Genomic DNA, 23,886 nt, shown 5'->3' with positions numbered 1-23,886 from the left:
GAAAAGCGTGGGGAGGGGACGGACGGCGGGCTGGGCTTTTGGGACGGGGACGGGGCGGCCGGAATCCAACGGCACCGGAAGGCGTCTGGAAACCGTTTAGTGAAACTTAGGCTGCAGGCATGGAAAAAGACGGGCAGAAACTGAAAACCAAATCAGTTTCTGAGATGCCCACTGAACGGTAAAGTCCCATAAAGAGTTTACCGTGAATGGGCATCGGACCGTCTTTTTTCATGCCTGCGGCCTTAGTTTCACTTACGGTTGTAAGCCGCTTTCCGGTGCCGTTGGATTCCGGCCGCCCCGTCCCCGTCCCAAAAGCCCAGCCCGCCGTCCGTCCCCTCCCCACGCTTTTCTGCGTTACTTTCGCTAATTACCCCCCAATTGCACCACCCTCCAAAAGGATTTTCCAAAACACCTTCACGTCCTCCGTTAATTGTGTTAAAATACTACCAAAAGGAGAAAGGTATCGGTGAAAAAACTATGAGAGATACAAAGGTATTAAAATCAAGGATACAGGCCGCTGCCCAAACAGTAAAACCGCAGCTTGTATTAAAGAATGCCAAAGTGCTGAATGTATTTACGAATGAATTGGAAAAAGCGGATGTGGCGATCACGGACGGTTATATAGCAGGAGTTGGGGAATATGACGGATTGGAGGAAGTGGATCTTTCGGGATGTGTGATTTGTCCCGGTTTTATTGACGGCCATATTCATCTGGAAAGCGCTATGATTACCCCTTCTGAATTCGAGAAAGCAGTCATGCCTCATGGAACTACGACGGTGATCACCGACCCTCATGAAATTGCCAACGTGGCAGGAACCCAGGGGATTGATTACATGCTGGCGGCTACGGAAAATCTGATGCTGTCCGTATATTTCATGCTTCCTTCCTGCGTGCCCTCTACGGGACTTGACGAATCCGGCGCCGTGCTGCTGGCTGAACAGCTCCGCCCTTATTATAATGAAGAGAGGGTGCTTGGTCTGGCGGAGCTGATGAATTCCTTTGGTACGGTTCAGGCAGATCAGGATATCCTGGATAAACTGTATGATGTCAAAAGCTTTGGGAAACTGACGGACGGCCATGCTCCCGGACTATGCGGCAGGGAACTGAACGCCTATGCGGCGGCGGGCGTCATGTCAGACCATGAGTGTTCCGATGCTTTGGAAGCCATTGAAAAGCTGAGACGGGGACAGTGGATTATGATCCGTGAGGGAACGGCTGCCAAGAACCTGGAGGCGCTGATGCCTTTGTTTAAGGAGCCTTATTACCAACGCTGTATGCTGGCTACGGACGACAAACATCCAGGAGATTTGATAGAAGGCGGTCATATTGACTATATCATCCGAAGAGCAGTTGAACTGGGGGCGGATCCGGTGAAGGCGGTGCGAATGGGGACCCTTCACGCAGCCCAATATTTCGGGTTGAAAGATTTGGGAGCGGTTGCTCCCGGCTATCAGGCGGATCTTACCATCCTTTCCGATCTGGAGCAGGTACAGGTCAAATGCGTTTATAAAAAAGGAAAACTGGCGGCAGAAGACGGCAGGTTCTTAGGTTCGCCGGAAGGGGAGCCCAGGGTTTTCCGCGAAGTCTATGACCGTGTGCTGCATTCCTTCCATTTGGATGAGATCAGGGAAAGCGATCTGCAGTTAAAGGAGCACGGAAGCTGTCAAAGGGTATTTGCCCTGGTTCCGGGAGAGATTCTTACCACAGAGCAGATTGTGCCGTGGAAAGAGATGGAAGGCGTTGCCCCTGGTGTTGATCTGGAACATGATATTGTAAAAATGGCGGTATTTGAGCGCCATCTTCATACCGGGCATATCGGAATCGGATTTATCGGCGGATATGGGCTTAAAAATGGCGCGGTAGCCACCAGCGTGGCTCACGATTCCCACAATCTGTTAGTCGCCGGAACCAATGACAGGGATATGGTGATTGCGGCCAATGCGGTCAGGGAAAATGAAGGCGGCCTGGCCATTGCGGCGGACGGAAAGCTGATCGGCCAACTGAAACTGCCCATCGCTGGCCTCATGAGCCTGGAATCAGCCCAAGAGGTGGAAGCAGGACTGGAAAAACTGAAGGACTGCGCCAAAGAATTGGGAATCCCGGATACCATCGATCCGTTTATGACTCTGGCATTCACCAGCCTGCCGGTGATCCCAAAACTCCGGCTCAATACATATGGCTTGATTGATACAGATTTGCAGAAAGTGGTTCCGGTTCTATGGAACCCTGAAGAAGACCAGAAAACAGGAGATATACATCAATGAGAAAAACAATTATAACGGCCCTGCTGGCTGCGTCAGTCAGCCTGGCAGGCCTTGTGGGGACTGCGTTTGCGGACGAAATTCTGGAGCCGGTGGTGGAAGCGGCGGCGGTTGGAAACCTGAAGGCGGCGGATACAGCGGAACAGCTAATCCTGGTGGAGGCATCCGGACTTGAGAAGGTAAAGGTGAGCTATTATAGAAAGGCGTCCTCTGAAAAAGGGCCTGGAATGCGGAAGAACTGGACGGAGGTATTTACAGTGCCGGGAGTTTATGGCAGGAACGGCGGTACAGCCGATAAGAAAGAAGGCGACGGAAAGACGCCTTTGGGCACCTATCAGTTCACCATGGCATTTGGACTGAAAGAGGATCCGGGCAGCGTTTTGGATTACCATGAGATTAAAAGCGGGGATTACTGGGTGGATGACCCGGAGAGCGTTTATTATAATAAGCTGGTAAATACCAATGAGACAAAGAAGGTATGGAACTCCGCAGAGGATATGTCTGCGGCAGCCCCATTTTATAATTACGGTTTGGTTTTAAATTACAATACGGAATGTATTCCCGGCAAGGGATCCGCCATTTTTATACATTGTACACAGTCTGCAGCAGATACCGGTTCGGCGGGATGTATCAGGATTCCGGAAGAACAGATGAAACAGCTGGTTCAGTCTGTGGACGGAAAAACTAATATCGTCATTGTGTCCGACCTTTCGCAATTGGAGTATGAATAAACCGGAATGCAGGCAGACAATTTAATAAGTACCGAAACTGGCTGAACTAGATACTGCGTTTAGCCAGTTTTTTTGAGAGCATTTTTAAGGTATCCAGTTTGTTGCGGTCAGCCTGGCTCATATTTGCGCTTAAAATGCTGACTAAAAGGTCGGTTTCATGGTCTGTAAACTGAATGCCCTTTTTTCCGGCTTCCATATTGATTGTCATAAATTTCATGAGAAGCTGGTCTTTGGGTGTAGTTTCAAGCTGTTGGGTGAGTTCGGTCAAAAACTTAATTTTTTCAGGGTTCATAGCTTTTACTCTGGGATCCTGTTTCCATGAATCGTTCATAATTCCTCCATTTTCTAATGAAATACTTCAACTAAGTAAATTGCTGCATGGTCTGCATCACCATCTGCATGGTTTCCATCCGGGACTGCTGTTCCGGACTCAACAGGGATTTCAACTGTTCCCACGGCGGCTTAGGCGGCATGGAAGCGCCTGGGGTATCCGGGGGCACGTCGCTTTTCGGCGCGGTTTCCTGATAGGAACGGTACAGGCGGAAGCCCTGCATAACATTTACCACCACGTCGATTAAATCCTGTTCATAGGTGGAGCCATATGGTTTTATGGCATTGAGCATTTCCAGCGGAGAGGCCGGTTTTTCCTCCGGGGATTTTAATCCCATGGCGCTCATTTCCCCACCGTTAAACAACTGCATTGTGCGCTGCAGTTCATTTACCTTTACCATAAGTGATAAGAACTTCTGTTCCGGTATGTTCATATATGGCAAGGCAGCCTTTACCATCTGTGTGTGTGGAGATCCGATCAGATAGTCCAGTTCGGTCAACTTAATATCCTGTTTTTGTATCATGTGAGATGTCCTGTTCGGTAGTCTTGTTTGAATATATGCGGGATTCAATGGAATCATGTCTTCTGCATATATTACTATTAGAAAAGAATTGAGAATCAAAGGAGATACTGATGATTTATACCAGACTTGTAATAGAAGGAAATGCTGTTTATGAAATAGATGATGAATGTTTGAAAAAAAGAGAAGAGAGGAACCGGGGGAAGGGTTCGGATAAGGGCAACCGTCCTACCAGGCCTTCCAAAGGCAAATAATAAAGGGCAAAAAAAGGGCATCTTCGAAAAGATGCCCTTGCCTGCTTTAGCAGAAGCCGTTGCCGCCGCCACAGCAGCACAGAAGAATGATGATCCAGATCCAGTCGCATCCGTTGCTGCTTCCACAGCCACAGCTGTTATGTTCACAACATCCGCCGCCGAATCCGTTGCCGCCGCAGCAGCACAGAAGGATCAAAATCAGCCAGATACAGTTAAATCCGCTTCCTCCGCTTTCACATCCGCATCCACAACCACAGTTTGTTGCTGCTAAATCACTCATGTTAAATCCTCCGAAATATTTTCTTTACACTCCATCATATGAGGCCCTGCTTGCCACTGTTTCCAAATTTTTTGAAAAATTTTAGAATTATTTTGATTGAAGTTATAGGAGACTTGTGTATAATCTAAATAATAGAATGAAACAGGCCCCAGAAGGGGTAAATGAACCGGGAAAGAAGAGAACTATGGAAAAATTATATTACAGTACACCTTATGTAAAAGAGTTTGAAGGTAAAGTGCTCAGATGTACAAAAGGGAAACAGGACAGGTATGAAGTGGTGCTGGACAGGACTGCATTTTATCCGGAAGGCGGAGGACAGCCTTCTGATATGGGCACGCTGGGAGATGCCAATGTGATATCCGTTCATGAAAAGGGCGGAGAAATCATCCACTATACGGACAGAGCGCTGGAAGAAGGGGCGCAGGTAACCGGAGTTTTAGATTGGGACAGGCGTTACCGCAACATGCAGCTCCATTCGGGTGAACACATATTGTCCGGTCTGGTGCACCGGAAATATGGATATGATAATGTGGGATTCCATATGGGAAGCGAAGAAGTGACCGTGGATTTCAACGGCGTGCTGGATGCACAGCAGTTGAGGGAGATTGAGCTGGAGGCCAATCAGGTAGTGTATGATAATGTGCCTGTTTTAGCCGGTTATCCCGATGAAGAGACATTACATAGGATGGATTACCGGAGTAAAAAGGAACTGAGCGGCCAGGTCAGGATTGTGGAAATTCCGGGAGGAGATATCTGCGCCTGCTGCGGAACCCATGTGGAGCGTACCGGAGAGATCGGGATTATCAAGGCCACCGGAATGATCAGCTATAAAGGAGGCGTCAGAATCTCCATGCTTTGTGGAAAAGACGCCCTATTGGACTATGAAAAGAGATTATGCCAGATACGGAGTATTTCCCATCTGCTTTCCGCCAAACCGGTTAAGCTTGCGGAAGCGGTTGAGAAGTTAAAGATGGAAAGCGAGAGAAGAGAGTTCCTGCTGAACCAGGTATACCAGCAGTTATTTACGGCAAAGACAGAAGCCTATCCCGAATCAGACCAGCCGCTGCTGGTATTTGAACAGGATCTCATGCCGGTCCAGCTCCGCCGGTTCTGTACCATGCTGTACGAACAGGGCAGGGGGAGTGTGGCGGCAGTCTGCTCCGGAGAAGACGGAAACTGGCAGTATGCGCTGGGAAGCGCAAAGGGAGATATGAAAAAATTGAGCAGGTGGCTGAACGATAATTTAAATGGCCGGGGCGGCGGCAGCAGCCTGATGGCCCAGGGAACCTGGATGGCAGGAAAAGACCAGATAATGAGTGCGTTTGAAATGTTAAAGAGTGGAGAATGTGAATGGAACTAAACAGGGAAAATGTTAAAAAAATAAAGGGAATCATAATATTTACAGTTGTGGCTGTGGTAGTCGGCATCAATTACCGGAATGTGCTGGAACTGGCGGGGGCGCTTTTTAAAATGATGCTGCCGTTTCTGATCGGCATGGTCATTGCGTTTATCCTCAATGTTCCCATGAGAAAAATTGAAAGCTTTATCTGTCCGGGAAGAGAGAAAAAATGGAAACGGCCCCTCAGCCTGACGGCAGCGATCCTGGCGGTGCTGGGCGTGATGCTGGTGGTCATTCTGGTGGTGGTTCCAGAGCTGTTTAGGACGCTGGTTATGCTGCAGGAAAGCATACCTGCTTTTTTAGAAGAGGTACAGAGACAGGCTCAGGTTATATTTGCTACTTATCCTGAAATTGTAAATTATATCAGCCAGGTTGAAGTGGACTGGAAGCAGACGCTGGAAGGGATTCTCAGCTTTTTGGGGAATGGTGCGGGAACTGTGCTCTCCACCACATTTTCTGCTGCCATGAGCATTGTCAGCGGAATTGCCACATTCGGCATCGGCTTTATATTTGCTGTTTATATTCTGCTTCAGAAAGAGATCCTGGCGCGGCAGATCAAAAAGTTTCTGGGGGCATTTTTGAAAGACAAAACAGCGGGCCGGATATTTGAGATTTCAGCCCTGGCGGAGAAGACATTTTCCAATTTCCTGACCGGGCAATGCCTGGAAGCTGTGATATTAGGACTGATGTTTTTCCTGACCCTGAGCATATTCAGAATGCCATATGCGGTGCTGATCGGCGTTCTGATCGCATTTACCGCACTGATTCCCATGTTCGGCGCATTTATCGGATGCGCGGTGGGGGCATTCCTCATGCTGATCGTGAACCCGCTGCAGGCCCTGGCTTTTATCATCATCTTTTTTGTGCTGCAGCAGATCGAAGGAAACCTGATCTACCCTCATGTGGTGGGCAATTCTGTGGGACTTCCTTCCATATGGGTGCTGGTTGCGGTGACCGTTGGCGGCAGCGCTATGGGGATTGTGGGAATGCTGATCTTCATCCCTTTGTGTTCTGTGGGCTATTCACTGCTCAAAGATGAAGTGAACAGGAGAACCGCGCTGAAAAACAGCAGGAGAAGAAGAGCGGCCAAATGATTGGATAAAACGGAGAGATTTATGAATATGAATAAAAGAATCAGGGAATACGGCATTATAATCGGAGACGGACGTCCCGGGAGCAAAAATAAAATAACCGATGTGCCGGGGGTAAAAGTGGGACATGTTACGTTGGACGATGAAGAACACAAAACAGGAGTGACGGTGATCCTTCCGTGTGAGGACAATCCGTTTATAAACAAGCTTACAGCCGCCGTTTATATCCATAACGGCTTTGGAAAATCCCAGGGACTGGTTCAGATTGAGGAGCTGGGAACTTTGGAGACACCCATCGCTCTTACCAATACGCTGAATGTGGGCAAGGTGCACGATGCCCTGACCGGCTATATGATTGAGCGGTGCGAAGCGGATCAGGTGACGGTCAGTTCCGTTAACCCTGTGGTGGGAGAGTGCAACGACAGCGCATTAAACCGGATACAAAAACGGGTCATTGGAGAGCCCCAGGTCCGCCAGGCTATTTTAAATGCAGGTGTGGATTTTGAAGAGGGGGATGTGGGGGCTGGAAAAGGAACGGTCTGCTTCGGATTAAAAGGCGGAATTGGTTCGGCATCCCGGATCATTGAGTACGATGGCCGGGAATATGTGATCGGGTCCTTGGTGCAGACGAATTTCGGGGCTGCGAAAAGCCTCAGGATCAATGGAAAACAGGTGGGAAAGACGCTGGCGGACCGGATAGAGGCGTCAAAAACCGACCAGGGATCAGTGATGATCATCATTGCCACCAATCTGCCCGTATCGGACCGGCAGTTAAAACGGATCATCAAACGGGCCGGGGTTGGACTCTCCAGGTGCGGATCCGACATGGGCCACGGAAGCGGCGATATTGTGGTCGGTTTTACCACCGCAAACCGGATTCCTTTTAAGCCGGATCAGGAGATTATAGAGATTCAGATACTGGAAGAGGCCAAGTTAGAACGGGCCTTCACAGCCGCGGCCGAGGCCACAGAGGAAGCGATTCTCAATTCCCTGGCCATGGCCCATACGGTGACCGGTTACAGAGGAACTGTGAAATACTGTCTTACGGATTTGTATCTGAACGGTTTAGATCAGCTTTGATATCATCCAATAAAAGAGAGGAAACTCTCAACCCTCCCCGCCCGCATCCCAGGTCGATATCCGGTTTATTTTTACCGTGAAAATCGGAACCTCCGGTGGGGCGGAGCCGGTGTTTTGTACAGATATCTTTCAGCCTGCCGCTTTCATATTGGTTATTGGAGGAATGATAGACTTCCACACCGCGAAGTCCCAGGGATTTCAGAAATACGATGAGTTCCTCTGTTTTTTCATACCCCAGTTTGTATTGAAGCGGGTGGGCCAGGACCGGAAACCCATGGCCCAGAGCCAGTATGGACATGGCTTTTTGGGGAGTGATCTTTTCTTTTCTCATGCAGTAAGGCCCTCCGTACTGTAAGTACTGTTTAAAAGCCTGATCCATGGAGGACGCATAGCCTTTGTCCAGAAGCACTTTGGCAAAATGGGCACGGGTGATCACGGTTTCGGGGTGGCCGTTTCTTAAATCGTCATACGTGATCAGGATGCCGGCGTCATTGAACCGGCGGATCATCTCAAAGTTTCTTTCTTCGCGTATTCTGCGGATATTTTCCAATTCATCTAAAAACAGTTTTTGGTTTAAATCAACATAGAAGCCCAGAATATGGATTTCTTCCCCCTGGTAGACACAGGATAGTTCGATTCCGGGAACGACTTCCAGAGGATAACCGGCGGCCGCCAATGCCTCATCAATGCCGTCCACGGTATCGTGATCGGTGAGCGCGATGGCCGCTAAAGATTTTGAAGCAGCATATGCCGCCACCTCAGAAGGCGTGAATGTACCGTCGGAGGCGGTGGAGTGTACATGAAGGTCAACCAGTCTCATATTGAAAACTTCCTTTCTATATAAAATTATGCATTTGGTAACAGTTTAGTAACATTATGGTAACACGATTTAGCAATTATGTAAAATGCAAAAAATAAGTCGAAAATTTTTATATAATTTAATAAATATGTAATTCCATTTTCCACAAATTATGGTATACTACCATTTGTAACGCTACATTATAATGTGAATACAGGTGAAACAGATGAGTACAAACAGCTACAACAGAAAGAATTCAAGCAGAAGAAAAACATCGGGATCCGGCAGGGGTTATTCGGGCAGCAGAGCGGCGGGGTCTTCCAGACGGGGCGGCAGAAGAAGAAAACCTGCTTATGACTATACAAAGATTGCAATTGGCGGCGTGTTATTGATCATTGTCATTTTATGTGTGGTATTGGTTGCCAAGACGATGGGGAAAAAGAAGGTGGAGGAAACTTCCGAAACAACCTCTACAATAGAGGAAACAGAACTTCAGAAAGAAGTGGTTGTGGACGGAATCACCATTACGGGGATGTCCATCGATGCGGCCAGGGCGGAAATCCTGAAAAAGTATCCCTGGAACATGAAAGTTATCTATGAAGGAAAAGAGCCATATGAGGTGAAAGATCTGATCGCTGAAAAGGTGGACATCCTTTTGGATGAGATTTATCATGGAGTGCCAAAAGAAACATATACATTGGATATCGACGGCCTGGAGGAAGCGGTAAAGGCGGAAGCGAAAGAGGCCGCAAAGCTTTGGGATGTGCCTGCCAGAAACGGTTCAATATCTGGGTTTGATAAGGATACAGGCAAATTCATCTATTCAGGTGAGCAGAACGGACTGTCCATCAACCAGGAGAAGCTGGCGGCGGATATCCAGACGGCCCTGGGGAAAAAAGACTTCAGCGCCACTATCAAGGCGGAAGGAACTGTGACAACGCCCGAGATCACAGAGGCACAGGCGAAGGAACTCTATCAGGTGATCGGAACCTTTACCACCACCACAACTTCGAATAAGGACAGAAACACGAATATCAGACTGGCATGTGAAGCGCTGAACGGTTTAATCATTCAGCCGGGAGAGGAATTCTCCTTTAATAATACCACTGGAAACAGAACTACGGACAAAGGTTACCGGCCGGCCGGAGCTTATTCCAACGGAGTGCTGGTGGAAGAGCCGGGCGGCGGCGTTTGCCAGGTATCCTCTACATTATACAATGCGGTTGTATTTTCCGGGCTTACGACTACTGAACGCCATGCCCACAGCTATGAACCGTCTTATGTAACCCCAGGCGAAGACGCCATGGTGAGCTACGACGGTTATGCGGGGCCGGATATGAAGTTCGTCAACAATTCGCCCAGCGCCGTAGCCATCAGGACGAAGTTTGAAAGCCAGAAACTGACCATTTCAATTGTGGGAATCCCGATCCTGGAAGACGGAGTGGAACTGCTCATGCATTCTGAAAAAACAGCGGAACTGGATCCGCCTGCTCCGACTTATGAAGAAGACCAGACACTGGAGCTGGGCGTTGAAGTGGAAGCGAAGAAAGCTGTCAACGGAAGCCGCTGGATTACCAACCTGATCACGAAGAAGAATGGGGAAGTGATTACGGATGAATTTTTCCACAGCAGCACATATAAAGGAAAAGCGGCGGTGATTAAGAGGAACACATCTGGAGTTGTCATTCCTCCTGAAAGTTCGGAAAACAGTTCCGAATCAGGAACCGCCACCCAGCCTGGCGAAAGCGGAACCGTACAGCCGGGTGAAACGGTGACTTCTCCGGGCGAACCTGTGACCCAGCCGGAGCCGGCGCCATCAACTCCCCAGGAGACCCAGCCAGCCCCTCCGGTCAGCACTGAAATTCCCGGGCCAGGAACGGAACCGGCCAGCCAGCCGTCCCATGTCATTGACCCAAATCCGATGACGCCGACCACAGCGGCCAGCGGCCCTGGCGTCTGATAAATTAAGGTAAGATACAGCGATTATTGCAGCCCTGTGCAGTAATCGCTGTTTTTTTACGGATTGTTCGTAAAATAATACGTTATTTTGGCGTTTTATCGTTTGCAAATCAGCGAAAAATTGGTATAATAAAATACAGGTCAGCCTTCCCTTGGAAGGCTCAACAAAACCGGAGGTGTAAATCATTTCCGGATCATGCAATATTCACATTTGTAGGAGGAAAATCAAATGGCAAGAAAAATGAAAACCATGGATGGCAACCATGCAGCAGCACATGCTTCTTATGCATTTACTGATGTAGCGGCTATCTATCCAATTACCCCATCTTCACCAATGGCTGAAGCTACTGATGAATGGGCAACAGACGGAAGAACTAATATCTTCGGACAGAAAGTACAGATTACAGAGATGCAGTCTGAAGCTGGTGCAGCCGGAGCTGTACACGGTTCTTTAGCTGCTGGTGCGTTAACCACCACTTACACAGCTTCCCAGGGTCTGTTACTGATGATTCCAAACTTATACAAAATTGCCGGTGAACAGCTTCCGGGCGTGTTCAACGTTTCCGCACGTGCTTTAGCAAGCCATGCATTATCAATCTTCGGAGATCATTCCGACGTTTACGCATGCCGTCAGACAGGCTGCGCTATGATGTGTGAATCCAGCGTACAGGAAGTTATGGACTTAACTCCTGTTGCTCATATGGCAGCTCTTGAAGGAAAAGTTCCTTTCATCAACTTCTTTGATGGTTTCCGTACATCTCATGAGATCCAGAAGATCGAAACATGGGATTATGAAGACTTAAAAGAGATGGTTGATATGGATGCTGTAGATGCTTTCCGTAAGAACGCATTGAATCCAAATCATCCATGCCAGAGAGGTTCTGCACAGAACCCGGATATTTTCTTCCAGGCAAGAGAAGCATGCAACCCATATTACGATGCGCTTCCTGCAATCGTTCAGAAATATATGGACAAGGTTAATGCTAAAATCGGTACAGATTACAAATTATTCAACTACTACGGCGCAGCAGATGCTGAGCATGTAATCATCTCCATGGGTTCTGTTAACGATACCATTGAAGAGACCATCGATTACATGATCAAGAATTCCGGCGCTAAAGTTGGTGTTGTAAAAGTTCGTCTTTACAGACCATTCTGCGCAGAGGCTCTGATCGAAGCGATTCCGGATACTGTAAAACAGATTTCCGTATTAGACAGAACCAAAGAACCAGGTTCTTTAGGCGAGCCGTTATACTTAGACGTTGTTGCTGCATTAAAGGGCACTAAGTTCCATGATATCCCTGTATTCACAGGACGTTATGGTTTAGGTTCCAAAGATACAACTCCGGCTCAGGTCGTAGCTGTATTCGGCAACAAAGAAAAACAGAAATTCACTGTTGGTATCGTTGATGATGTTACAAACTTATCCCTTGAACTGGGCGCTCCGCTTGTTACAACTCCTGAAGGAACTACAAACTGTAAGTTCTGGGGTCTGGGCGCTGACGGTACTGTAGGAGCTAACAAGAACTCCATCAAGATCATCGGTGACAACACAGATATGTACGCTCAGGCTTACTTTGATTATGACTCAAAGAAATCCGGCGGTGTTACAATGTCCCATTTACGTTTTGGACATACACCGATTAAATCCACATACTTAATCCGCAGAGCTGACTTCGTAGCCTGCCATAATCCTGCTTATATCCGTAAGTACAATATGGCTCAGGAATTGGTTGACGGCGGCACATTCTTATTAAACTGCCCATGGGATATGGATGGACTGAACAAACATCTTCCTGGACAGGTTAAGAAATACATTGCTGACCACAATATCAACTTCTACACAATTGACGGTGTTAAGATCGGTATCGAAACCGGTATGGGACCAACACGTATCAACACAATTCTTCAGTCCGCATTCTTTGAGCTGACAGGAATCATTCCTGCTGAAAAAGCAAACGAACTGATGAAAGCAGCAGCAAAAGCTACTTACGGACGTAAGGGTGAAGATGTTGTTATGAAGAACTGGGCAGCTATCGATGCCGGCGCTAAGGGCGTTGTTAAAGTAGAAGTTCCGGAAGACTGGAAGAACTGCGAAGACGAAGGCCTTGACTATAAGACCGTAACAGAAGGCAGAAAAGATGTTGTTGATTTCGTTAACAACATTCAGACAAAAGTAAGCGCTCAGGAAGGTGATTCTTTACCTGTATCCGCATTTACAGATTATGTAGACGGTTCCACACCATCAGGATCTTCTGCATATGAGAAACGCGGTATCGCTGTTAAGGTTCCGGTATGGAATCCAGACAACTGTATCCAGTGTAACTTCTGTTCCTATGTATGTCCTCATGCAGTAATCCGTCCTGCAGCTATGACTGCTGAAGAAGCGGCTAACGCACCTGCAGATATGAAGTCTCTTGACATGACAGGTATGCCGGGCTACAAGTTCTCCATCACAATTTCTGCTCTTGACTGTACAGGATGCGGTTCTTGTGCAAACGTATGTCCTGGAAAGAAGGGCGAAAAAGCTCTTACTATGGGCGGCTTAGAAGAGAACTTAGGCGAGCAGGAAATTTTCGCATATGGACAGTCTCTGCCAATCAAGACAGACGTTATTGCTAAATTTAAAGAAAACACCGTTAAGGGCAGCCAGTTCAAACAGCCTCTTCTTGAGTTCTCAGGCGCTTGTGCAGGCTGTGGTGAAACACCTTACGCCAAATTAATTACTCAGTTATTCGGTGACAGAATGTACATCGCTAACGCAACAGGATGTTCTTCTATCTGGGGTAACTCTTCACCATCCACACCTTATACTGTAAATCCAAAGGGACAGGGTCCTGCATGGGATAACTCCTTATTCGAGGATAACGCAGAATTTGGTTATGGTATGCTTCTTGCTCAGAACGCGATCAGAGACGGTCTGAAAGCAAAAGTTGAAACCGTATTGGCTTCCGATCAGTCTTCCGACGAGATCAAAGCTGCCTGCCAGGAATGGTTGGATACATTTGGAAGCGGCGCTACCAATGGAACTGCTACAGACAAACTTGTAGCTGCATTAGATGGCATCGACTGTGACGTTTGCAAAGATATCGTTAAGAACAAAGACTTCCTCGCTAAGAAATCCCAGTGGGTATTCGGTGGTGACGGATGGGCTTATGATATCGGATTCGGCGGTGTAGACCACGTATTGGCAAGCGGAAAAGATATCAACATCATGGTATTTGATACCGAAGTTTACTCCAACACAGGCGGACAGGCTTCTAAGGCTACCAAGACAGGCGCTGTTGCTCAGTTCGCTGCCGGCGGTAAAGACGTTAAGAAGAAAGACCTTGCAAGCATTGCTATGAGCTATGGTTATGTATACGTAGCACAGATCGCTATGGGTGCTGATTATGCTCAGACCGTTAAAGCGATTGCAGAAGCAGAAGCTTATCCGGGACCATCATTAATCATCGCTTATGCTCCATGTATCAACCATGGTATTAAGAAAGGTATGGATAAGGCTCAGACAGAAGAGAAGCTGGCAGTTGAGACAGGTTACTGGAACAACTTCAGATACAACCCGGCTGCTGAGAAGAAATTCAGCTTAGACAGCAAGGCTCCTAAGTTAGAAGGATATCAGGACTTCTTGAAGGGTGAAGTACGTTACGCATCCTTAGCTATGAAGAATCCTGAGAGAGCAGCTGATTTGTTCGCTAAGAACGAAGCAGACGCGAAAGAAAGATATGAATATCTTCAGAAGCTTGTTACATTATATGGTAACGACTAATTCTATAGATTAAGCAATTTGTGTCCAAACGGTTTAAAAAACGCCAGGAGTTTTCCTGGCGTTTTTTTGTTGTGTTCAATAGGAACACTTTCCATTTCTCTTAAAAATGGTGGACTTTTTAGTGAATGGGGCTTATAATTCCATTAGGTTTTATTTGTGAAAAGGAGACGTTACCATTAAGTATATAAAGGCGGAGTGGAAGAGGATGGATGTGTATGCAAAGCTTTTGAAGCTGACATACAAAATTGAGAACAATAATATTATAGCCTCTATCAGACGGGGATTTATTCTATTGATTCCAATTTTTTTGATAGGGGCTTTTTCAGTATTGATCAGGAACTTTCCTATCATGGAATTTCAAAGATGGTCGGAGGCCTGGGCCGGGGGGATAATCGCGGTGGTATTGGATTTCCTTTTTAATATTACCGTTGGATTCATGTCGGTTTATCTTGTTATGAGCATCAGTTTTTATTATTCAGGCACCATGCAGATAAAGGACTATTTTTTGAGGGTCATTGCCATGGTCGTGTCCATGGTTTGTTTTGTGGCGCTTTTTTTGGATGCGGACGGCACGGTCGCTTTTTCCAATTTCGGTTCAGTCGGGGTATTTACGGCCATATTTGCTTCCGTTATTGCCACAAAAATATTTTATTATCTTTACTCGGCCCTTTCGGAAGGACTTCGTTTTCACACCCGGGGAGCGGACTTGGATTATAGAAATGCATTTTCAACAATCCTGCCGCTGTTCCTCTGCATGATGTTCTTTGTTTTTATTAATCTGTTCATTAAAAAAGTGTTCCACCAAAATAATTTTAATGAGCTGATCACAAATTCGATCATCATGTTCTTTAATCATTTATCAGGGGAATTATCGGTAGGTGCGCTGTATGTATTTGTTTTAAATCTGCTCTGGTTTTTTGGCATCCATGGGGGAAATGCCATGGATACGGTTGCCCAGGTGTATCTGGTGCCGGAAGATGTGTCATCAGCCATTGTATCCAAATCATTTTTGGACAATTTCGCCCTGCTGGGCGGGTGCGGCACATCCATCTGTCTGGTTGCAGCCCTGCTTCTGTTTACGAAAGGCAAGGGAAACCGGCAGCTGGCCTGTTCGGCAGCTCCGGCAATCTTCTTTAATATCAATGAGATACTTGTTTACGGCCTGCCGGTAGTACTGAATCCGGTGATGCTGATTCCCTTTATTTTAACCCCCTTGTGTTCACTGCTCATTTCTTATGGGGCCACTGTTTTGGGATTCATTCCCGTTGTTATGAAGACGGTGACCTGGACGACGCCTGTGCTTTTCAGCGGATATCTGGCTACGGGCACGGTGAACGGAGCGCTGGTGCAGCTTGTTATCATAGCTGCCGGCATCTGCATCTATGCGCCTTTTGTGAGAATTTCCGAACAGATACGTCAGAATCAGGCGAAAGTCATTTTGGACGAATTGACGGAGGCGGTCAAAGCGAAACAGAGAGCGGGAGAGCCGTTTAAACTGCTGGACCGTCATGACAGTCTTGGAGTATTGACCAAAAATCTGGTGTCCCAGCTCAGGATCGATGTGGAGGAGGGAAAGATTCCCGTAGGATATCAGCCACAGTATCATCATGACAGGGGAATGGTCGGAGCAGAGGCCCTGATGCGGTGGAACTATATGGAACAGGGGGTATACCCGCCTCTTGTAGTGGCTCTGGCACAGGAAGACGGCTTTTATGACCGTTTAACCTGGTGCATTATGAAACAAGCGATGTCCGGCTGTACGGAACTCATCAGAGAAGGCCGGGGAATAAAAATTTCAGTAAATGTCACGGCGGAGCAGCTAAATGACGGCCATTTTATTGATATGACCATTAAGATGGCGGAAGAGGCGGGAGTGGCGGACTATTTCTGCCTGGAAGTAACAGAGGAAACGTCGATCGAATCCATGAAATCCATTATGGAAAATATCAGCCGTCTGAAGAAAAAAGGGATAGCGGTAGCTGTTGATGATTTCAGCATGGGAAAAACATCTTTAAAATATTTAAGAGACAATATTTTTGATATTGTCAAACTGGATGGGGAGCTGGTCAGGCAGATTGGGGATAATGAGCGGATACGCGGAATTATAGCGTCCATCATTTCTTTGGGGCAGAAGCTGGATTTTGAGATTATCGCAGAGTTTGTGGAGAATGAAAGAATCAGGGATGAACTTCATCTTCTGGGGTGCGATTTATACCAGGGATATCTTTACAGCCCGGCGGTTCCGTTCGAAAAATTAAAGGAAATGATGTGATATGGGTTTAGGATTATGGTTATAGAATTGAGCCGGGGGAAGGAAAACGTGGTTTTGGCATGGGTGCGGAACCGGGTTTTTCTTCTCCCGGCTTTTTCCGTTGAAGAGCCGGGCGGGCCGGGACCGGACATGCGGCAAACAGGCCCGCCTTTTGGCCGGGCTGAGAAATATTAAGAAATATGTAAGCAGGTAATAATTGACATTAGTACCCGCATTACCTATACTTTCTGTATTAACAGTATTAATACAGTTGGAAGGAAGATGGGAATGGTTATATTAGATTATAAAGACCGGCGTCCGATATATGAACAAGTGGTGGAAAAGCTGCAGGAACTGATAATATGCGGAGGATTTGAACAGAATACCCAGCTTCCGTCAGTCAGAAGCCTGGCAACAGAATTATCCATTAACCCTAATACGATCCAGCGGGCTTATGCGCAGCTGGAGCGGGACGGCTATATCTATTCAGTCAAGGGAAAAGGCAGTTTTGTGGCAGACCAGTCTGTAATCCGGGAAAAGAAGCTGTTGGAAGCTGACAGAAAGTTCCGGACTGCTGTGCAGGAAGCTTGTATGGCAGGGGTGACCTGTGATGAACTGCACAGCAAGGTGGATGAATATTTTTGTGTGGGAGGAATGAAGGATGATAGAAGCGGTAAACCTGACCAAGCGGTTCGATGATATTGTTGCAGTTGACAACATTAACGCAACGATCAAAGACGGCAGTGTTTTCGGGCTGATCGGCACCAACGGCGCCGGGAAGAGCACCTTTTTAAGAATGGCCAGCGGTGTGCTCAAACCTGACGAAGGACAGATCACCATAGATGGAATTCCCGTATATGAGAATGAGGCGGTAAAAGCCAGATTTTTCTACATATCAGACGAACAGTATTTTTTCAGCAATTCTACGCCAAAGGATATGATGAACTATTACAGGATGGTGTATCCAAAGTTTGACGAGATCCGTTTTCATAATCTGATGGGAAGTTTTGGGCTGGATGAGAAGAGGAAGATCAATACATTTTCGAAAGGGATGAAGAAGCAGGTTTCCGTTATCTGCGGCGTATGTGCCAATACGGACTATCTGTTTTGTGATGAGACATTTGACGGGCTGGATCCGGTCATGCGGCAGGCTGTGAAGAGCATATTCGCCAATGATATGGAAGAGCGGAGCCTGACCCCCATAATCGCTTCCCATAACCTGAGGGAATTGGAAGACATCTGCGACCATGTGGGCCTTCTTCACAAAGGCGGAATCCTTTTGTCCAAGGATTTGGATGATATGAAAACCACGCTTCACAAGGTTCAGTGCGTGCTGGCGGAGGGAATGGAACCGGAGGATCTGATCGCTCTCAACATAATAAAAACAGAAAGGCGCGGACGTCTGTGTACATTGACCGTCAGAGGCATGATTTCTGAGATTGAGAATGTGATGGAGGCGGTCAATCCTGTTTTCTATGAGATGATACCACTGTCATTGGAAGAAATATTTATCAGTGAAACGGAGGTAGTCGGATATGACATCAAAAAACTTATTTTTTAAATTATCCTACGAAGACATAAAAGGGCGTTTGTGGACATTGGCTCTTGTAATGTTATTCTTCCTGTTCACATTTCCGGTTGCAGCCGTCTATCTGGCAGGGGAAAACAGAGAATATTATGATGCGGCAGAATGGTTACAGTGGTATCAGAATGATATTATTAATCTCATAAGCGCAAGAAATGGCTTTTTATGTTTTATGTTCATAGTATTGGCCATTGTCTGCGGGATGACCAGTTTTTCTTATTTGAATTTCAAAAATAAAGTGGATTTTTATCACAGCATACCGGTGAAACGGGAAAAGATCTATTTTGCTAATTTTATGAATGGAATCTGGATGATAGCGCTGCCTTACGCGTTGTTTCTGTCAGCCGGAATCCTGATCGCAGTCTCTAACGGAGTGGAATTCCTGCCGCTGCTGTCGGAAGGGGCCAAGGGGTATGCGATGCATATGACTTATTATCTTTTGGCATACGCCACTGTGGTTGTTGTGATGATGCTGACGGGAAACCGTGTGGTAGGATTTATGGGAGTGCTGACGTTTTTCTCCTATGTGCCCTTGGCAGCGTCTGTCATAGAGGGATGTTTTTATACGTGGTTCTGGACATACGCTCCGGAAAACAGTTTCCTTCGGCAGGTTCTCCAGGACTTCTCACCTGTTACAGCCTATACCAGATCTGTGTCTCAGTATGAATCTGATGGGATTATTCTCTGGCGCATTATAGCGGCCCTGGGGGCTTTCGTAGTTTTGATGGCCCTGGGATTGATCCTGTATAAAAAAAGGCCTTCGGAAGCGGCGGGAAAAGCGATGGCGTTTCCTGTTACAAAACCGGTGATCAGAATCCTGATTGTGATGTTCTGTTCCCTTTCCATGATGCTGTTTGGATGGGGGCTGAGGAAATCTATGGGATGGGCTGTGTTCTGTATGCTTTGCGGCTGCATTATCGCCCATTGTGTGATTGAGGTTATTTATAATTTTGATTTTAAACAGCTATTTGGGCATAAGCTTCAGCTATTAGGCTGCATTGCGGCATCTTTGCTGGTTTTAATTGTTTTCCGCTATGATATCTTCGGATATGACAAGTACCTTCCCGATGCGGGAAACATATCTCATGTTTCGGTGGGACTTAACGGCGTGGACAACTGGGTGGATTATGGAAGCATTGTGCCTGTTGACGGGGACATTTACAAATGGAACCGGGAGAGCGGCGATGATTACAGGGAAAAGCATATGAAGATTACTGATCCTGGGGCTGCTCTTGAACTGGCCCAGGCGGGAATTGACAGAAATAACCGGCTGAAAGCGGAATCTGTCCCCTCGTCCCGCTCTTATTATATAGATTCTAAAGAAGACGCAGGGCAGGTATATACGGAAGTTTTAATCAAATATTATTTAAAAGGGAACCGGACTGCTGTGCGCAGCTATTATATCCCTCTGAATGCCGCAGAAGACGGATTTAAACGGCTTTATGGATCGAGGGAGTATAAAGACGGCAATTATCCGATCCTGAATCAGACAGGAGAGGAAACTTCTTCAGTGATTTATAAGAAGAACAATAATAAGGGAAAGGAATCGCGCCTGGCAGGCAATTCCCAGGGACAGGCAGCTTCCATCCTTCAGGCATATCAGGAAGAGTGGATGAATACGGAGATGGAGACGCGCAGGATGGAAACTCCGGTCGGAATCATTCGTTTTGTCACCAAAGATGAAGAACCGACGCTTGAATGGGCCAGGAGACAGGCCCTGGTTAATAACTACCAGTATTATTATAATACGATCAGTGAAGTGGAATATTATCCGGTTTATCCTTCTTTTGAGAAAACCCTGGGCCTTCTCAAGGAATATGGGCTGGATGTGAAGGATACGCTGGAAGGTTTTACGCCGGAGAGCGCTGCCGTTTGGAAACGCTATGGAGGAAATGAAGAAAAAATTGTATTCAGCGATCCGGAACAGGTGAAAGAAATTTTGAAACACGCGGTTTTAATGGAAAATTCAGAATATAATTCATTTACCAGCCTGGATTATAACCTGGATTTGAGCATTCGCTTTGTAAATCAGGGAATTACCCAGGAATACCAGTATTTATTTAAAACGGGACAGATACCAGAATTTGTGACACAGAGAGTTGGGGAATAGAGATGGAAGAGATTAAGAAAACAGATGAGTTTGACCAGGAATTAGAGCGGCTGATGGAGCCGGGTACCAGCGAGAAAAAACGTAAAAAAACAAGGAAAAAATGGAGCCGCAGAAGAAAGATTGTGACCGGGGCCGCTGCCGCAGCAGTCGTCGTCCTAATTGCGGTGAATTCCATGAACAAGGGGCCGGCCGTTCAGGCGATGGTAAACGTCACTCCTTTAGTCCGGGGCGACGTTGAAGAGCAGCTAATGGTAAATGGCCCTGTGGAGGGTACCGACAGTGTGGATGTTGTATCCAACCTCCATGCCGAAATCATCGAGATGCCGGTAAAAGAAGGCGATCAGGTAAAAGAAGGCCAGCTTCTGGCAGTATTAGACCGCACCGACATCCAGAAGGAAGTGGACATCGCGCAGAACGCCTATGATCTGGCTGTTGCAAATTACAATGAACAGCAGATTTTGGCGGAAAACGGATATGCCAAAGCGGTCCAGGCTTTAAAAGACGCCAGGGATCATTATACGCGTTCGGCTGCCCTGTTCCAGAGCGGAGGGATATCCCAGGTAGATTTAGACAATGCGAGGACGGCTGTGGAAGAATGCGAACGTCAGATCCGCACTTATAATTTAAAGGATGGAAAACCGGCTGCGGATGATTCCTATGCTTTGCAGATAAAAAACGCGGAATTTGAACTGGACAGGAAAAAGAAGAATCTGGAAGATACGGAAATTAAAAGCCCTATCGACGGTACTGTAGTGCGTGTGAACACGAAAGTAGGCCGGTTTGCGGATACCACAGAGGATGACAAGCCGATTTTTATTATTGAAAATCTGGAAGATCTGGAGATGAAAATCAACATCAGTGAATATTCCATCGGAAAGGTAGAGATTGGACAGCCGGTGACAATCAGCGCCGACATACTGAACGGCGAAACCGTCCAGGGACAGGTGATCAAGATTTCGCCTACCGGAGAAGAAAAGGGAGGCGGATCCACGGAACGTGTCATCCCAACCACGGTAAAGATTGAAGATAATAATTCCCGGCTGATCGCGGGGATTACGGCGAAGGCCCAGATTTTAATAAATGAATCAAAGGATACCTGGCTGGTTCCTGTAACAGCACTGATTCAGAAAGAAGACGGGGATTACATAGCGGCTGTGAATAATGGAATCATCCAGATGATTCCGGTTGAAACCGGTGTGGAAAGCGATATTCAGATAGAGGTTATACCGAAAGAAGGGGCCGCATTGGAAGAGAATATGACGATTGTGACCAATCCCAACGGAAGCTTTGAAGATGGTATGGCTGTGGCTGTGATGGCAGGATAAGGAGGGCATAATGTTTGGTAGAAGGAAAAAACTTACCACAGAGCCGGAAGAAACCTCAGATGAGTTGATCAAACTGGATAACCTGGTGAAAATATATGATACGGGAGCCATAAAAGTTCTGGGACTGAAAAAGATCAATCTCACCATAAAGCGGGGAGAATTTGTGGCCATTATGGGCCAGTCCGGTTCCGGCAAGTCTACGCTGATGAATATACTGGGATGCCTTGACCGTCCGACAATGGGGCATTATTATCTGGACGGCATCGATACCGCCTGCATGAGCCCGGACGAATTGTCGGAGATCAGGAATAGAAAGATCGGATTTGTATTCCAGTCATTTAACCTGATCTCACGGACATCCGCTCTTAAAAATGTGGAACTGCCCATGACTTATGCGAGAAAATCCAGAAAAGACAGGCGTGAACGGGCGATGCAGCTTTTAGAACAGGTCGGATTGGGAAAGAGATCCATGCATATGCCCAATGAGCTTTCAGGAGGGCAGAGGCAGAGAGTGGCCATAGCCAGGGCCCTTGCCAACGAACCGCCTTTAATCCTGGCGGATGAACCTACCGGAAATCTGGACACCGCATCTTCGATTGAGATCATGCAGCTTTTCGGCAAGCTCCATCAGGCCGGAGCGACTGTGGTGGTGGTAACCCATGAAGAGGATATAGCGGCTTTTACAAACCGCATCATACGGTTTCGGGATGGTGAGGTATTAAGCGATGTGGTCAACGTTCACGGGGAGGCAGCGGAATGATTTTAGAGAATATGAGTATGGCATTTCATGCCATTAAAGCGAATAAAATGCGGTCCTTCCTCACCATGCTTGGAATCATCATCGGCATTGGGTCTGTTATCTCCATCGTTTCCATTGGAGACAGCATGCGGGCGATGTTTGCGGACCTCTATAAAGATGTGGGTATTACCCGTGCCCTTGTTTATGTCAGTTGGTATGTGGATGATTTCAGGCAGACGGATTACTTTACCCTGGATGATGTGGAGCGGGTGAAAGAGGTATTTGCAGAGGATTTGGATTACGTTGACAGCAATGCATTTGTGAGCACGGATGCGATCAACGGAAGGAAAAAATTAAAATACGATTTTCAGGGGATCGATTACAATTATCCGGATGTGATGGAAGTCAATATCGTAGCTGGAAGGAATTTAAACCAGTCGGATATTCTGGGGCGGAAAAATAATGTGGTGCTTGAGGAAAAAGGCGCCCAGGAGCTGTTCGGTATGGATAATCCTGTGGGCCAGAGTTTTCGCGCCACCATTTATGGAAATACGTCGGAATATACGGTTGTCGGCATATACCGGATCAAACAGACCCCTATCCAGGCCATGTTGATGGGAAGCGGGGATACGAAAGCGGGCTATATACCATATACAATTTTAACCTGGCCCAATGATTACTTTCAGCAGTTGAACTTCTACGCAAAAGAAGGGACGGATATGAAAGTCTTAGAACAGAAGATGAAGGACTATGTGGCAAAGCAGAAGGGACGGCCAACCAGTGAAATAACCTTCTATTCCGCTCAGGATGAACTGGGAAACTGGGACACGATGATGGGCGGATTGTCGGTCGCAGTCGGCGGCATAGCTGCTATCTCTCTTCTCGTTGGCGGCATTGGAATCATGAATATCATGCTCGTGTCCGTTACGGAACGAACCCGTGAGATCGGCATCAGAAAAGCCCTGGGAGCCAGAACCAGAGATGTGCTGATCCAGTTTTTGACGGAATCGGCTATCCTCTCTGCCTGCGGCGGAATCATAGGAACCATGATCGGCGTAGGGCTGGTGTCCATTGGAGGAGCGGCTCTGCAGGTCAGAGTCGTGATAAAACCCTCAGTTGTACTGCTGGCTGTATCATTCTCAGCCATTGTGGGTATTTTCTTTGGAATCTATCCCGCCTCTAAGGCGGCGAAGGCGGATCCGATTGATGCGCTGAGGTATGAATAAGTGATGGGGGTAATCTTTATTTAGTTGAGGAAGTTACGCCGTGAATCCTGGAAATGGGGACGGACGGGGGCGGAGGCCTGCTTGGAGGGGTGGCACCGGGCGGAGCGGAATCCGTTGGCGATGAAAACCGGCTTCCAACCGTAAGTGAAACTAAGGCTCCAGGGACGGAAAAAGA

The 23,886-nt window shown here is 47.1% G+C and carries 20 protein-coding genes; 15 read left to right on the top strand and 5 right to left on the bottom strand.

The window, feature by feature from the left end; all coding sequences use genetic code 11:
• Positions 1-106: 106 nt before the first annotated feature.
• Positions 107-343, bottom strand: a complete 237-nt coding sequence (locus GPL15_RS25650; RefSeq protein WP_215701519.1) for a hypothetical protein — start codon at positions 341-343, stop codon at positions 107-109.
• Positions 344-477: 134 nt separating this feature from the next.
• On the opposite strand from GPL15_RS25650, the gene ade reads away from it, so the two are divergent.
• The gene (gene ade, locus GPL15_RS25645; protein ID WP_215701518.1) at positions 478-2,265 is read left to right on the top strand and encodes an adenine deaminase; all 1,788 of its coding nucleotides are present in this window, start codon (positions 478-480) and stop codon (positions 2,263-2,265) included.
• Positions 2,262-2,993, top strand: coding sequence for a L,D-transpeptidase family protein (locus GPL15_RS25640; protein WP_215701517.1), 732 nt, complete (start codon positions 2,262-2,264; stop codon positions 2,991-2,993). Before ade ends, GPL15_RS25640 begins: the two co-directional genes overlap by 4 nt.
• 46 nt (positions 2,994-3,039) lie before the next feature.
• Here GPL15_RS25640 and GPL15_RS25635 read toward each other — a convergent pair whose 3' ends face one another.
• Both GPL15_RS25635 and GPL15_RS25630 read right to left on the bottom strand, forming a co-directional pair.
• Complete coding sequence (locus GPL15_RS25635) at positions 3,040-3,324, bottom strand: hypothetical protein (RefSeq protein WP_215701516.1); 285 nt, start codon at positions 3,322-3,324, stop codon at positions 3,040-3,042.
• Between the two features lie 31 nt (positions 3,325-3,355).
• The gene (locus tag GPL15_RS25630; protein WP_215701515.1) at positions 3,356-3,847 is read right to left on the bottom strand and encodes a hypothetical protein; all 492 of its coding nucleotides are present in this window, start codon (positions 3,845-3,847) and stop codon (positions 3,356-3,358) included.
• Between the two features lie 110 nt (positions 3,848-3,957).
• Between GPL15_RS25630 and GPL15_RS25625 the strand changes: the two genes are divergently transcribed.
• Positions 3,958-4,098 carry a hypothetical protein gene (locus tag GPL15_RS25625; RefSeq protein ID WP_215701521.1) on the top strand — a complete coding sequence of 47 codons (141 nt, stop codon included), beginning with the start codon at positions 3,958-3,960 and terminating at the stop codon, positions 4,096-4,098.
• Positions 4,099-4,144: 46 nt separating this feature from the next.
• Here the strand turns inward: GPL15_RS25625 and GPL15_RS25620 are convergent, their stop codons facing one another.
• Positions 4,145-4,378, bottom strand: a complete 234-nt coding sequence (locus GPL15_RS25620; RefSeq protein WP_215701514.1) for a hypothetical protein — start codon at positions 4,376-4,378, stop codon at positions 4,145-4,147.
• Between the two features lie 184 nt (positions 4,379-4,562).
• Between GPL15_RS25620 and GPL15_RS25615 the strand changes: the two genes are divergently transcribed.
• The 3 genes from GPL15_RS25615 to GPL15_RS25605 are packed head-to-tail and all read left to right on the top strand — an operon-like array spanning position 4,563 to position 7,948.
• Entirely contained in the window at positions 4,563-5,738 is a 1,176-nt protein-coding gene (locus GPL15_RS25615; RefSeq protein WP_215701513.1) for an alanyl-tRNA editing protein, read from the top strand.
• On the top strand, positions 5,729-6,871 hold the full coding sequence (locus tag GPL15_RS25610; protein WP_215701512.1) for an AI-2E family transporter: 1,143 nt from the start codon (positions 5,729-5,731) through the stop codon (positions 6,869-6,871). Before GPL15_RS25615 ends, GPL15_RS25610 begins: the two co-directional genes overlap by 10 nt.
• Positions 6,872-6,892: 21 nt before the next feature.
• On the top strand, positions 6,893-7,948 hold the full coding sequence (locus GPL15_RS25605) for a P1 family peptidase (protein WP_346345044.1): 1,056 nt from the start codon (positions 6,893-6,895) through the stop codon (positions 7,946-7,948).
• Here the strand turns inward: GPL15_RS25605 and GPL15_RS25600 are convergent.
• Positions 7,911-8,768, bottom strand: coding sequence for a PHP domain-containing protein (locus tag GPL15_RS25600; RefSeq protein ID WP_215701511.1), 858 nt, complete (start codon positions 8,766-8,768; stop codon positions 7,911-7,913). The two genes, GPL15_RS25605 and GPL15_RS25600, sit on opposite strands and share 38 nt — an antisense overlap.
• A gap of 205 nt (positions 8,769-8,973) precedes the next feature.
• On the opposite strand from GPL15_RS25600, the gene GPL15_RS25595 reads away from it, so the two are divergent.
• From GPL15_RS25595 to GPL15_RS25555, 9 genes are all read left to right on the top strand, one after another.
• A complete protein-coding gene (locus tag GPL15_RS25595) occupies positions 8,974-10,707 on the top strand; it encodes a VanW family protein (RefSeq protein ID WP_215701510.1) in 1,734 nt (577 codons plus the stop codon).
• 228 nt (positions 10,708-10,935) lie between these two features.
• On the top strand, positions 10,936-14,475 hold the full coding sequence (nifJ, locus tag GPL15_RS25590; RefSeq protein ID WP_215701509.1) for a pyruvate:ferredoxin (flavodoxin) oxidoreductase: 3,540 nt from the start codon (positions 10,936-10,938) through the stop codon (positions 14,473-14,475).
• A 205-nt stretch (positions 14,476-14,680) separates the two neighbouring features.
• On the top strand, positions 14,681-16,747 hold the full coding sequence (locus GPL15_RS25585) for an EAL domain-containing protein (RefSeq protein WP_215701508.1): 2,067 nt from the start codon (positions 14,681-14,683) through the stop codon (positions 16,745-16,747).
• A gap of 267 nt (positions 16,748-17,014) precedes the next feature.
• A complete protein-coding gene (locus GPL15_RS25580; RefSeq protein WP_215701507.1) occupies positions 17,015-17,425 on the top strand; it encodes a GntR family transcriptional regulator in 411 nt (136 codons plus the stop codon).
• On the top strand, positions 17,388-18,287 hold the full coding sequence (locus GPL15_RS25575; protein ID WP_215701506.1) for an ABC transporter ATP-binding protein: 900 nt from the start codon (positions 17,388-17,390) through the stop codon (positions 18,285-18,287). Before GPL15_RS25580 ends, GPL15_RS25575 begins: the two co-directional genes overlap by 38 nt.
• On the top strand, positions 18,262-20,421 hold the full coding sequence (locus GPL15_RS25570; RefSeq protein ID WP_215701505.1) for a DUF6449 domain-containing protein: 2,160 nt from the start codon (positions 18,262-18,264) through the stop codon (positions 20,419-20,421). The genes GPL15_RS25575 and GPL15_RS25570 overlap by 26 nt, the downstream gene beginning before the upstream one ends.
• Before the next feature lie 2 nt (positions 20,422-20,423).
• Positions 20,424-21,746 (top strand): efflux RND transporter periplasmic adaptor subunit, encoded by a 1,323-nt coding sequence (locus GPL15_RS25565; protein WP_215701504.1) that lies wholly within the window; start codon positions 20,424-20,426, stop codon positions 21,744-21,746.
• Positions 21,747-21,756: 10 nt separating this feature from the next.
• A complete protein-coding gene (locus GPL15_RS25560; protein ID WP_215701503.1) occupies positions 21,757-22,506 on the top strand; it encodes an ABC transporter ATP-binding protein in 750 nt (249 codons plus the stop codon).
• Positions 22,503-23,711, top strand: a complete 1,209-nt coding sequence (locus GPL15_RS25555) for an ABC transporter permease (RefSeq protein ID WP_215701502.1) — start codon at positions 22,503-22,505, stop codon at positions 23,709-23,711. Before GPL15_RS25560 ends, GPL15_RS25555 begins: the two co-directional genes overlap by 4 nt.
• The last annotated feature ends 175 nt before the right edge of the window (positions 23,712-23,886 follow it).

Source organism: Clostridium sp. MCC353, from assembly GCF_018785315.1.
In the GTDB taxonomy this organism is placed as follows: domain Bacteria; phylum Bacillota; class Clostridia; order Lachnospirales; family Lachnospiraceae; genus CHH4-2.
The sequence above is the reverse complement of the archived record's forward strand: the minus strand, read 5'-3'. Positions and strand labels throughout refer to the sequence as shown.